Annotated in this window: 12 protein-coding genes; 8 read left to right on the top strand and 4 right to left on the bottom strand. The window is 61.5% G+C overall.

Translation table 11 applies throughout. The features are described from left to right. Positions 1-10: 10 nt before the first annotated feature. The gene (locus tag DFP89_RS00050; protein WP_114347342.1) at positions 11-442 is read right to left on the bottom strand and encodes an HPr kinase/phosphorylase; all 432 of its coding nucleotides are present in this window, start codon (positions 440-442) and stop codon (positions 11-13) included. Between the two features lie 240 nt (positions 443-682). On the opposite strand from DFP89_RS00050, the gene DFP89_RS00045 reads away from it, so the two are divergent. From DFP89_RS00045 to DFP89_RS00025, 5 genes are all read left to right on the top strand, one after another. Next, positions 683-2,281 carry a phosphoenolpyruvate carboxykinase gene (locus DFP89_RS00045; RefSeq protein ID WP_114347341.1) on the top strand — a complete coding sequence of 533 codons (1,599 nt, stop codon included), beginning with the start codon at positions 683-685 and terminating at the stop codon, positions 2,279-2,281. Between the two features lie 132 nt (positions 2,282-2,413). Then, entirely contained in the window at positions 2,414-3,724 is a 1,311-nt protein-coding gene (locus DFP89_RS00040) for a short-chain fatty acid transporter (protein ID WP_114347340.1), read from the top strand. A 272-nt stretch (positions 3,725-3,996) separates the two neighbouring features. Beyond that, positions 3,997-6,285, top strand: a complete 2,289-nt coding sequence (locus DFP89_RS00035) for a primase-helicase family protein (protein WP_147273255.1) — start codon at positions 3,997-3,999, stop codon at positions 6,283-6,285. A gap of 479 nt (positions 6,286-6,764) precedes the next feature. Then, positions 6,765-7,286 carry a hypothetical protein gene (locus tag DFP89_RS00030; protein WP_114347338.1) on the top strand — a complete coding sequence of 174 codons (522 nt, stop codon included), beginning with the start codon at positions 6,765-6,767 and terminating at the stop codon, positions 7,284-7,286. After that, positions 7,273-9,054, top strand: coding sequence for a phage terminase large subunit family protein (locus tag DFP89_RS00025; RefSeq protein WP_114347337.1), 1,782 nt, complete (start codon positions 7,273-7,275; stop codon positions 9,052-9,054). Before DFP89_RS00030 ends, DFP89_RS00025 begins: the two co-directional genes overlap by 14 nt. Here DFP89_RS00025 and DFP89_RS00020 read toward each other — a convergent pair. The 3 genes from DFP89_RS00020 to DFP89_RS20220 form a co-directional block, all read right to left on the bottom strand. After that, a complete protein-coding gene (locus tag DFP89_RS00020; protein ID WP_114347336.1) occupies positions 9,044-9,265 on the bottom strand; it encodes a hypothetical protein in 222 nt (73 codons plus the stop codon). The two genes, DFP89_RS00025 and DFP89_RS00020, sit on opposite strands and share 11 nt — an antisense overlap. Beyond that, a complete protein-coding gene (locus DFP89_RS20225) occupies positions 9,262-9,438 on the bottom strand; it encodes a hypothetical protein (protein ID WP_181870198.1) in 177 nt (58 codons plus the stop codon). Before DFP89_RS20225 ends, DFP89_RS00020 begins: the two co-directional genes overlap by 4 nt. Before the next feature lie 117 nt (positions 9,439-9,555). After that, entirely contained in the window at positions 9,556-9,726 is a 171-nt protein-coding gene (locus DFP89_RS20220) for a hypothetical protein (RefSeq protein ID WP_181870197.1), read from the bottom strand. A gap of 294 nt (positions 9,727-10,020) precedes the next feature. Between DFP89_RS20220 and DFP89_RS00015 the strand changes: the two genes are divergently transcribed. The 3 genes from DFP89_RS00015 to DFP89_RS00005 all read left to right on the top strand — a co-directional run bounded on the left by DFP89_RS00015 (position 10,021) and on the right by DFP89_RS00005 (position 12,329). Beyond that, positions 10,021-10,590 (top strand): hypothetical protein, encoded by a 570-nt coding sequence (locus tag DFP89_RS00015; protein ID WP_114347335.1) that lies wholly within the window; start codon positions 10,021-10,023, stop codon positions 10,588-10,590. 92 nt (positions 10,591-10,682) lie between these two features. After that, the gene (locus DFP89_RS00010; protein WP_114347782.1) at positions 10,683-11,933 is read left to right on the top strand and encodes a phage portal protein; all 1,251 of its coding nucleotides are present in this window, start codon (positions 10,683-10,685) and stop codon (positions 11,931-11,933) included. A gap of 111 nt (positions 11,934-12,044) precedes the next feature. Continuing rightward, entirely contained in the window at positions 12,045-12,329 is a 285-nt protein-coding gene (locus DFP89_RS00005; RefSeq protein WP_114347334.1) for a hypothetical protein, read from the top strand. Positions 12,330-12,401: the final 72 nt, after the last annotated feature.

The following is a 12,401-nucleotide window of genomic DNA, read 5'->3' as shown; positions in this document are numbered from 1 at the left end:
GGTCATCGCGTCATCCATCGTGATGCAAGTTCGTGTCGGCGCGTCCGCCTTCAAGATATTGCAACAAAGTTGATGCAAGATGAACACGCCCCGCCCCCAGGACAAGAGGGAGGTTACCTAGAGAAATGGACAGCTCGCGCGCCGGTGGCAGCCGGTCCGGCTCGGCCTGTCCCAGATCGACCGCCAGGGCCAGCGGCACCGGACCATGCGCGCGGGCGTTCAGGATCCCCACCCCCCGCGCCTCGATCCGGCCGCGAATGGCTTCTGGCGAATCAGCGATGATCTGCCCGCCCGCCCCGCACAGCTGCGTGCGGTCATCGGCCACCAACACCGCGCCAAAGGCCATCATTTCAAGGGCCAATGTCGACTTGCCTGCACCGGAGGGACCCAGGATCAGCAGCCCGCGCCCGCGATGCGCCACGCAGGATGCGTGCATGATCATGTCTTCTCTCCTGCTTCCGTTCCGGGACGGGCGCGCGAATCATGCCCATCGGGTCGGGGCATCTGCTCGCCTTTGTGGCGAAATCATGACCGCAAGACCGCGGTTCTGCAAATGATTGCGCTAACCAAGTCTGGTTGCGCTAACCCTACCCAAATGTGCGCTTTCGCTGAGGAAAAGCCGTGCTATTAGGACCGCACGGACCATTTCTGGCCCGGAATAATCAGCAGGAGATCAGGTATTATGACCGAACCGCGCGTCAATCCGAATTGTCGTCTTGAAGACCAAGGGATCACGGGTTTCGGCAATGCCTATTATAACCTGCTTGAACCGGCCCTGATCGAGGCGGCGATCCAGCGCGGCGAAGGTCGTCTGGGTCTTGGCGGTGCCTTCCTGGTTTCGACCGGCGCCCATACCGGCCGCTCGCCCAAGGACAAGCATGTCGTCCGCACCCCCTCGGTCGAAAAGACCATCTGGTGGGAAAACAACCGCGAGATGACCCCCGAAGCCTTTGACCGCCTGCATGCCGATATGCTCGCGCATATGAAGGGCAAGGATTACTTCGTGCAGGACCTGTTCGGCGGCGCCGATCCGGCGCTGCGTCTGGACGTGCGCGTGGTCACCGAACTGGCCTGGCATGGCCTGTTCATCCGCCACCTGCTGCGCCGCCCCGAAGCCGCCGAACTGGCCAGCTTTGTCCCCGAATTCACCATCATCAACTGCCCCAGCTTCAAGGCCGATCCCGCGCGTCATGGCTGCCGCAGCGAGACGGTGATCGCGCTGAACTTCGACAAGAAGCTGATCCTGATCGGCAACACCGCCTATGCCGGCGAGAACAAGAAGTCGGTCTTCACGCTGCTGAACTACCTGTTGCCGGAAAAAGGCGTGATGCCGATGCATTGCTCGGCCAACCATGCCATCGGCAACCCGGCGGATTCGGCGATCTTCTTTGGCCTGTCGGGCACCGGCAAGACCACGCTGTCGGCCGATCCCTCGCGCACGCTGATCGGCGATGACGAGCATGGCTGGTCGAATAACGGCATCTTCAACTTTGAAGGCGGCTGCTACGCCAAGACCATCAACCTCTCGGCCGAGGCCGAGCCGGAAATCTATGCGACCTGCTCGAAATTCGGCACCGTGATCGAGAACATGGTCTATGATCCCGACACGCTGGTCCTGGATTTCGAGGACAACTCGATCACCGACAACATGCGTTGCGCCTATCCGCTGGACTTCATCTCGAACGCCTCAGACAGTTCGCTGGGCGGCCAGCCGAAAAACGTCATCATGCTGACCTGCGACGCTTACGGCGTGCTGCCGCCCATCGCGCGGCTGACCCCGGCGCAGGCCATGTATCACTTCCTGTCGGGTTTCACCTCGAAGACGCCGGGCACCGAAGTTGGCGTGACCGAGCCAACGCCGACCTTCTCGACCTGCTTTGGCGCCCCCTTCATGCCGCGCCGCCCCGAGGTCTATGGCAAGCTTTTGCAGGACAAGATCGCCCAGACCGGCGCGACGTGCTGGCTGGTCAATACCGGCTGGACCGGCGGCGCCTTTGGCACCGGAAAGCGCATGCCGATCCGCGCCACCCGCGCGCTGCTGACGGCGGCGCTGGACGGTTCGCTGAACAACGCCACCTTCCGCAAGGATCCGAATTTCGGCTTCGAGGTCCCGGTCTCGGTTCCCGGGGTCGAGGACAAGCTGCTGGATCCGCGCCAGACCTGGACAGACGCCGGCGCCTATGACGCGCAGGCCAAGAAGCTCGTGGGCATGTTCAGCGACAATTTCGCCCAATATGCCGACAAGATCGACGAGGATGTGCGCGCAGCCGCCATCGGCTGAGCGCAAGCAAAATCCACTGGGAGGGTGGGAAAGGGGCGGCCTTGGCCGTCCCTTTTTCCGTTGCGCGGTAGACATTTATTGCCCCGACGGCAACAATCCTCGGGCCGTATAACCCCGAGGAGAAACCACAACATGTTGCGCGCCTTATCCCGCCCGGCCACTCGGCTCATGGAACGCTGGTTGCCCGATGCCTTCATCTTCGTGCTGGTCTTGACGATCATTGCCGCCCTTTGCGCCATGATATTCGAGGCCAACAGCCCGATCGCCGTCATCCGCATGTGGGGCGACGGGTTCTGGAAGCTGCTGGAGTTCTCGATGCAGATGCTGCTGGTTCTGGTCACCGGCTACATTCTGGCCAGCTCGCCCCCGGTCAAGGCGGCTCTGGCGCGGATGGCGGGGCTGGCCACGTCACCCGGCTCGGCAATCCTGCTGGTCTCGGTCGTGTCGCTGGTCGCCAGCTGGCTGAACTGGGGCTTTGGCCTGGTCGTCGGCGCGATCTTTGCCCGCGAACTGGCACGCCATATCCGCGTTGACTACCGGTTGCTGGTTGCCGCCGCCTATTCCGGTTTCGTGATCTGGCATGGCGGGATTTCCGGCTCGATCCCGCTGACCATCTCGACCCCCGGTCATTTCACCGAAAGCCAGATCGGCATCATCCCGACCTCGGCGACGATCTTTTCCTATTGGAATCTCGCGATCTGTGCGGGCCTGTTCATCGCCATTCCCATCGCCAACCGCATGATGCTGCCCGAGGACCACGAGATGGTCATCGTCGACCCAGCCAAGCTGCGCGATGCCCCGGACGAGCCGATGCCCGAGCATCCGACCCCGGCGCAGCGGCTGGAGAACAGCCGTATCCTGATGTGGGCCGTGGGCATTCCGGGCCTGATCTGGCTGGTCCTGCATTTCAGTGGCGGCGGCGCGCTGAACCTGAATGTCGTCAACACGATCTTCCTGTTTCTGGGTATCGTGCTGCATGGCACCGCGCGCAGCCTGCTGGCCTCGCTGGATCAGGCGGTCCGGGGCGGTGCGGGTATCGTGATCCAGTTCCCGTTCTATGCCGGGATCATGGCGATCATGACCGGATCGGGCCTGGCGACCAGCCTGTCCGAGTTCTTCGCCTCGATCTCGACCGCCGCGACCCTGCCTTTCTGGAGCTTCATCGCCGGCGGCATCGTCAATATCTTCGTGCCCTCGGGCGGAGGGCAATGGGCGGTACAGGCCCCGGTGATGCTGCCTGCGGCCGAGGCGATTGGCGCCGACATGCCCCGCGTCGCCATGGGGGTGGCCTGGGGCGATGCCTGGACCAACCTGCTGCAACCCTTCTGGGCACTGCCGATGCTGGGCATTGCCGGGCTGAAGGCGCGCGACATCATGGGCTATTGCGTGGTCATGCTGCTGGTGACCGGCATGGTGATCGGCGCAGGCCTTCTGCTGCTGTGACCGGACAAGGCTGAGCAGAGAGATGGCGGGCGACGGCCCGCCATTTCCATATCCGCCACCGGATAGGGCGCATCATATCGACGGGCATCGCACCATCGATCAGCACCAGGGTTCGTCCGGATTTTGGGGGATGGTGGGCGACCCTGGAGTGACGCAAACAAGCAAAATCAATCGCTTGTTCTGTAAACCCCGCCGGAATCGTTCCGTTGAAATTCCTGAATATTCTTCCGATCTGTCAACCCTTGCGGGGCCTTCGATGAAGGAACTGCATTGTGAAAGACCTCACTTCCACCGACCTCAGCGACCTGTTCGAATGGACGCCACCAGATAAGGAAAACGCCGCTGCGGCTGGTCCCCGCAGCGGCGTTGAATCATCGGCGGCTCACAAAATCGCCTGTGAGAAGGATACTGAATCCAGCCCCGAAAATCAAGCATGGGCTGCGCTGGACGCCGCGCCTCAGTGGTGCGCATGGCGGGAAGAACGCCGGGGCGAAAGATGGACCAAGGTTCCCTATTCAACGCCTCAGCGCATGGCGCGGGCGAACGATCCTGCCACCTGGCTGGCCCGGACGCGCGCTGACGCGGTTGCCGCCGATCTGCCAGCGGAACGCCTCAAGGGCGTAGGGCTGTTCCTTGGCGGCGCGGGCGATCTGCGGTTCGGCGGGATTGACCTCGACTCCTGCCTTGGGCTGCTTGGCGATCTGGAACCGTGGGCAGCCGAAGTGCTGGCGCGCTTCCCGTCCTATGCCGAAGTCAGCCCGAGCGGCACCGGGGCCAAGGTCTTCTTTGCCTACCGTGCCGCCGATCTGGAACCCTTGCGGGCGATCATGGGCACGAAATGGGGCAAGTCGTTTTCGCGCGGCAGTCACCATGAAATCGCCCTGCATCTGGGCAACCGCTATTTCACCGTGACCGGGCAGCGCCTCGACTCCGCGCCCGCGACTATCGAGACGGTCGACCGGGCGGCGCTGGAATGGCTCATCACCGATGCAGGGCCGCGCTTCAAGGGCGAGGAACCGGCAACCGCGCCCAAGGATGAATCGAGATCGGGCCGCGCCTTCCGCATCGCGGGCGAGTGCCGCCGCGCGGGGCTGGACCTGGACGCCTTCAAGGCGGAACTGGCGAAAGACCCTGACCTTGCCAAATGGGCCAAGGATGCGCGGCAGGTGCAGCGGGCTTGGGATCGAAACGCGGGCGAAGACCTGTCGACCGTGATGGACGATTTCGATGACATGGACGATCTGCCTGAGGCGAGCAAACGCAACCCTGTCACCGCGTTGAACCGGGATCATGCCGCCGTGATGATCGGGGGCAAGTTTCGGATCATCATTGAGAACGGCGGCGAGTATGAGGTTTTTAACGACACCGAACTGCACAAAATGAATGCCAATAGGCGGGTAAAGGTCTCGGGCACAAATCGAACCGAACCGATCACGGCGGCTTGGATGCGTCATCCTCAGCGGCGAGAGTATCGGGGCGGCTTGGTGTTCAATCCCAAAGAAACGCCAGCCGGGGCTTATAACGTCTGGCGCGGATGGGCCGTGCAGCCGAACCCGGACGCTTCCTGCGACCTGTTCCTTGCCCATGTGCGGGACGTAATCTGCGATGGCAGCGAACGGGAATTCCAATGGCTCTTGGGATGGATGGCGCATCTTGTGCAGCATCCCGAGCAAAAGCCCGGCACGGCGGTTGTGCTGCGCGGCGCGAAAGGCGCGGGCGAGGATACCGTGGGCCATTATCTCGGGGCGCTGTTCCCGCGCCACCATGTCACCCTTTCGCAGCCGGAACACCTCACCGGGCGCTTCAATGCGCACATGGAAACGGCAATCCTGATTCACCTTGAGGAAGGCTATTGGGCCGGGAACCATGCGGCGGAAGGCGTCCTGAAAAACCTCATCACCTGCCAGTCCCTCGAAATCGAGCGCAAGGGCATTGACCCTTACAAGATCGACCATTTCGGGCGGTTGCTGATTACATCCAATGCCGATTGGGTTGTGCCAGCGACACCGGGCGAACGGCGGTTTTTCGTGCTGGACGTGTCGCCTGCCCATGCGAAGGACACTGCCTATTTCGGGGCGATCTGGAAGGAACAGGCGAACGGCGGCGCGGGCGCGCTGCTGCACTTCCTGCAATCGTTCGATCTGAGCGGCTTCGATGTGCGCAACCCGCCCGAGACGGCTGCGCTGACGCGACAGAAAGTTGAGGGGCTGCGCAATGTGGAAGCCTGGTGGTTTGACCGGCTTTCCGAAGGCGACCTGCGGCACGGGGCTGGTGACGGCTTCGATGATGACGAACCGGCTTGGGAACGTGAAGCGATCACCGTTTCCCGCGACTATCTGCGGCGCGACTATGAGGAATGGCTTGCCGCGCGCCGCTGGCATGGGAATGCCGTGTCGGTCGACGTTTTCGGCAAGACGCTCAGGGCCATTTGCAGCGGATTGGAAGATAAGCGGGGCAGTGTCTCAGGTCAGCGAGTGCGGCAATACATCCTGCCGCCTTTGGCAGAGTGCCGCGCCACCTTCGCCGCTCATATCGGTGGGGAAATGGAGTGGGATCAATGATCGTTTCTGTTCCATCTTCTCAGATTGATTGCAGCTCATTTGCCTTGAACGCGGTCCAACCTGTCCAACCTAGCCTTGCCGCTGAGTGGCAGGTTGGACGCGAAAAGCCCAATGAAATCAATGCCCCGTCCAACCTGTCCAACCTGTCCAACCTATTTCTGCATTCGTTCGGGAAGGTGAGGCGTGACAGAGCGGAAGGGCAGCGGGTAGCACCGTGCGCAGCATGGGACGCCACCGAGTCAAAACTGGTTGGACAGGTTGGACAGGTTGGACGTGTCAACGATTCCAATGGGTTGCGAGACGCTGAGGTTGGACGCCGGTTGGACGCCGGTTGGACGCCGGTTGGACAGGTTGGACGCGGCAAGATGGGCTGCAACCGATCATAGGTTCTTCCCTAGGGGTGGCACCCGCGGGGGCACCGACCCCCGAAAAAACGCTCTTGACAAGAAAAATTGATTCGTGAGGCCGAAAGGTAAACCATGCTGACCCAATCTGAAACCAATCTCGATGACCTCTTGGACCTCGAAACCGGCGTCCCTATCCCCGGCACCATGACCGAGGCAGAAATTGCAACCTTCCTTGGGATCGGCACAAGCCGAGTGCGCACCCTTGCGCGCGACGGTCATCTTGTGAAGGTCAGCCGGGGCCGGTTCGATGTGCGGGCGTCCCTTGCTGCCTACCTTTCTCGGCTGAGGGACGGCGCAGTTAAGGCCGGGCCGGTCACGGATGAAATGAAGGCTGCGAAGTTAAGGCAGACGGAAGCGGCGGCGCAGAAGATCGAAATTCAGAACGCCGCTGCCCGAGGCGAGTTGATGCCTGCCTCTGCGGTTGCATCCGAATGGGCTGGAATCCTGCGAACCGTTCGGGCCGGGTTGCTGGCCGTGCCAAGCCGGGTTTCCGCGCGCCTTGGCCACCTGAGCGCGCATGACCTCAGCGAAATGGACCTCGAAATCCGGGCTGTGCTGGCCGAACTGGCAGGGGGCGAAGATGCTGCATCCTGATACCCAAGCTGCCCTGCAACGGACCCGCCGCAACGCCTTGGCCGCGCTGACGCCACCGCCGCGCCTATCCTTGGGCGAGTGGATGGAAGCCCAAATGCGGCTGCCCGAGGGTGTTTCTGCAACGCCTGGGCGCGTTCGCCTGTGGCCGTATCAACGCGGCATAGCTGACGCTATCAGCGACCCGAAAATCGAGCGTGTGACCATTGTTAAGCCGGTGCGCGTGGGCTTCTCGACTCTGCTGACCGGCGCGCTTGCGTCCTATGTCGCCAATGAACCTTCCCCGATCTTGCTCTTGCTGCCCACCGAGGCCGATTGCCGGGATTACATGGTCAGCGACGTTGAACCGATCTTTGAGGCGACCCCGGCCTTGTCCGGGCTGCTTTCGGCTGAGGCTGATGATGCCGGGCGCAATACGCTGCTGTCGCGCCGCTTCGCGGGCGGTTCGCTCAAGATCGTGGCGGCGAAGGCACCCCGCAACCTTAGAAGGCACAACGTCCGAGTCCTGCTGATGGATGAAGTCGACGGGATGGAAACCACGGCGGAAGGTTCGCCGCTGATCCTCGCGGAAAAGCGCACCCTCAGCTTCGCTAATCGCAAGATCATCCTGGGCAGCACCCCGACGATTGAAGAAACCTCGAACGTGCTGCGCTCTTACCGGCTGAGCGATCAACGCATCTTTGAAGTGCCCTGCCCCGAATGCGGGGCCTTCACCGAAATTCAGTGGGGGCATATCGAATGGGAACCGGACAAGCCGGAAACGGCTGCCTTCCGCTGCCCGCATTGCGAGTCCCTTGTCAGCGAACGGCACAAACCCGCGATGGTGGCGCAAGGAGTCTGGCGCATCACCCGTCCCGAGATCAAGGGCCACGCCGGATTCCGGCTCAATGCGCTTGTCTCGGGCTTAGCGAATGCCTCATGGGCGAAACTTGCGGCCGAGTGGCTTGCAGCCAAGGGGCAACCCGACACGTTGCAGGTATTCGTGAACACGATCCTTGCCCAAGGCTGGCGGGAAGCGGCAGAGGAAGCCGACTCCGGCGAACTGGAATCCCGTGCCGAAGATTTCGGGCTGACCAATATCCCGCCCGAGGTGCTGTTTGTCACGGCGGGCTGCGACGTGCAGCATGACCGCTTGGAAATCAGCTTCATTGGGCATACGCGGGACGCCGCGCTTGTGCTGGGGCACTCGATCATCTGGGGCAGCCCCGGTGACGACTCCACATGGTCCGAACTCGATGACCTGTTGAAAAGCACGTGGGCGCATCCCAAGGGCGGCACCCTGAAACTGGACGCCTGCGTGATCGACAGTGGCGATGGCACATGGACTCAGCGCGTCTATGACTTCTGCAAGCCCCGGTTCGGTCGCAAGGTGCTGGCAGGGAAAGGGGCCAGTGGCAACCGCCCGCCGCTGACGCGATCGAGCGCGAAGGGCGTTCCGCTGTTCATCATCGGGGTTGATGGTCTCAAGAGCCAAATCCTGCAACGGCTGACGCGCGGCAACACGATCCGATTCAGCCGCGATCTGCCCACCGCCTATTATGAACAGGTGGCAGCGGAACGGCAGGTCATCCGGTATGTGCGCGGGGCACCCGTGCGGCGGTTCGAGCGCATCCCCGGACGCCGGGCAGAGGCGCTTGACTGTCTGGTCTATGGGCTGGCAGCCGGTTACGCGCTGGCGCTGAACTTGGATCGGCGCGAAGACGAACTGTCATCCCCCGCCGCGCCGATCAAGAAATCTGCCGTGGTCAAATCGTCTTGGCTCAATCGGTAGGCTTTTCCCACCCAAGCGCGGCCATTGCCATGACGGCTTCAATCAAGTGATAGTTAGATTTGATGTTGTTCAGCGCGGCGGTTCTTATTGCCTCTACGGCGATTTGAACCGCTTCCTCATAGTCGGTTTTGCTGGCTTCAACAAAGTCAGCAATGATCCGCGCGGCACCTTCGCGCCCCTGCTGTTTCGATTCTTCCAGCGGATCGTTCACTTCGCCACCCGTTCCGCAATCGAGTGCAGGAAGCCGATGGAAACGCCGGTATTCTGTCCGGCCATGTCACGAATCTTGCGCACCAACTTGGGCTGGTTGCCGGTTTCAAGGCATTCCGCCACGGCGCTTGCGGCGATTTCGCGGCCGTATTGGCATTGTTGGTCATAGGTCATGGTCGACTCCTTTGGTTGAACCTGAGTCGACCATACGCCGACCAGAAAACGAGTCAATATATTGTTTTTACAATATAAATTGTCACTTCTGGCGTGCAATTCACGCCAGGAGTGCTTTTACGCCTTCACCTGGAAGACCCGCTCAAGGTTGGCAATCGAGAACGCCCCAAGGAACTTGAGGCGCATCCCGACAATGAACGCGGTCCCCTCATAGGACAGCTCGCTTTCGGTCAAGATCGTGGCCAGCGTTCGGACGCTGCGCAGTTCGGCAGTGGTCAATTTTCGCATGATCTGACTCCTTTCAATAAAAGGGGCGGCAGGAACCCGACGACCTGCCGCCCTTCAAGCCGGGTAAAGGAACAAACCCCGGCTATCCGCGCGCAACTCTTGGGTGGAGAAACCCGGAACGCGCGAATCCTGTCTGTTGAATCGGGCCGAGCGCACCCGCCCCGATTCGATGGCTCATCAACATCTGTGGCACCTGTATGCCATAGAGGAATTAATAATTCTAGTGGAATCTTTGATCTTGCAGAATCGTCAATTCCGATGTAGAAGGTAGGCAAGATAAAGGAGACCTAGACCATGAACACGATCACCCTGCGGGACATGGCGAACATCATCGCTACGTCAGAGAAGCGCGCCGAAGAGAAGGTTTTCAACCAACTCAAGGGCCTTGCGGGACGCAACATTCTTACCGCCGTTCCTGACATCTACGGCAAGAAAGGTGCACTGCTGTTCCCGCAAGATGAAATCTATCGCGCCAGGATGCTGCTTGCCGCCCTCGACAACGGCTTCGCAGCCGAAGCATTGGCCAAGTTCGACTCTCAGATGCGTAGCGAGTCACGGGAAGTCTACCCTGACAGCAAGCAGGTCGAACGCGGCCTGCACCATGCCATTGCTGCGCTTGCAGTGGGCACCGACAAGTGGGTTTTCCAGATCGGACAGCTTCGCGTCGACGGCGAACTCGATTTCAGTGGACATTGGGCAATCAATGGCAGGCACGGAAGCGCGCCGGATTGGCTCGCGCCACCGCCTGATGGCTTTGAATATGACTACGCTGGTAGCTTTGAAGCCGTCTCGACGATCATGTTTACCAACATTTGCCAGCCGATCTTCGCTGAAATCGAACGGCGCAAGAAGGTGGAGTCCTGATCTTGGGCGTGCTGGACCTCTTCAAGCGCAAGGCCGAACCTGCCCGCGTTCGCAGCTTTGACGGGGCAGCCGGGGGCCGTCGCGCCTCTGGCATGGGGCAATTCGGGCGGATCAATCCCGAGGTTGCGGCGGCTGCACCGTCGCTGCGGTCGCGGGCGTCCTATCTGGCGATGAACAATCCGTGGATTTCGCAGGCTTGTGCCAACTGGACCGGCGCTCTTGTCGGGGCCGGGATCGTGCCAACCTCGAAACACCCGGACCCGGCTCAGCGGAAAGCGATCAATGGATACTTTGAGGGATGGGCTGGCGCTGCTGACAGTGAGTGCCGCACTGACTTTTGGGGGATGCAGGCAATTCTTGCTGACTCGATGGTCAAGGCGGGCGAAGCGGTCGCGCTAATCCTCGAAACCGAAGACGGGCCGCGCCTGCGGATCATTCCTGCCGATCTTCTGGACGAGTCCAAGACCGGCGAACTGTCGGAAGGGCGTTCGATCTATTCGGGCGTGGAACTGGACCCGAACGGCAAGCGGCTGGCCTATTGGATCGTGCCCGAGAAGCCCGGCAACCTTTTCGCCCAATCGCAAAGCGTCCGGGTTGATGCCGGTTCCGTGCTGCATGTCTTCAAGCCACTGGCACCGGGGCAGGTGCGTGGGGTTAGCTGGCTGGCCCCTGTGATCCTTCCCGCTGGCGACTTCGATCAACTCTGCGATGCGCTGCTTGTCGGGGCCAAGGTCGCGGCGATGCATACCGGCTTTATCACCGACATGAACGGAACGTCGACCGATGCCTATGACGACTCGGGCGACGTGAGCCTTGAACCGGGCGCGCTGCGGCGGCTTGGCGTCGGGCAGGACGTAAAATTCAATACGCCGGGACAACTGCAACAGGTTGAAGCCTTCCTGAAACTGAATCTGCGGCAACTCGCGGCTGGCCTTGGGCTGCCCGATCACCTGCTTTCCGGCGATCTAACAGGGGCGAACTATTCCAGCTTGCGCGCGGGGCTGCTGCCCTTCCGCACCCGCGTTGAACAGATTCAGTATGGCACCCTTGTTCCGCAGTTTCTCGCGCCCGTCTGGCGCAAGGTCATCGCGCATGGCGTCCTGTCGGGCGAGTTGGATGCACCGGATTTCGAGCGCAACCCGGCTGCCTATCTGACTGCCGACTGGTTGCCGCCCCGCCCGCTGCAAGTCGACCCGCTCAAAGACATTCAAGCGACGGTTGCCGAACTGGAAGCCGGGCTGACCTCGCGCCGCAAGGCGGTCGCGGAACGCGGCTGGAACCTCGATGACCTTGACGCGGAAATTGCCGCCGAGGGCGGGCGGAAGGGCACCGATGAAGCCTGAGAAAAGCCCCCAATGGCGCAAGGGATGGTCACGCGCCCTGTCGAACGAAAGCGACAGACCCGTGACCCTGCCGAAAGCCCCTTGGGAAACCGAAACGAAAGAGGATTCCAAATGAACATGCTTCACCGCGCCGCCGATTTCCAACCCGAGTCCTTCAATGCCGAGGGGCTGACGGTTGATGCCGTCATTTCGACCTTTGCCGATGTGACCCGGCGCGATGCGCGCGGGGCCTATGTCGAACGGCTGGACCCTGCCGGACTAGACCTGTCGCGGCTGGTGGGCGCACCCGTCCTGGACGGGCACCGCCAAGGTTCTGCCCGCGACGTTATCGGCACTGTCACCGGGCACCGGATGGAAGGTGGGCAGCTTGTCGTGTTGATTGCCACTGAGATTTGACCCGGCATTGTCACCGAGAACTGACCCACCCAGTGGTTATGTTCTGCGTGTTATGATGGCGTCAATGCTAGT

The sequence above is a fragment of the Paracoccus lutimaris genome, from assembly GCF_003337565.1.
Taxonomy (GTDB): domain Bacteria; phylum Pseudomonadota; class Alphaproteobacteria; order Rhodobacterales; family Rhodobacteraceae; genus Paracoccus; species Paracoccus lutimaris.
This window is presented reverse-complemented; position numbering and strand designations above follow the sequence as displayed.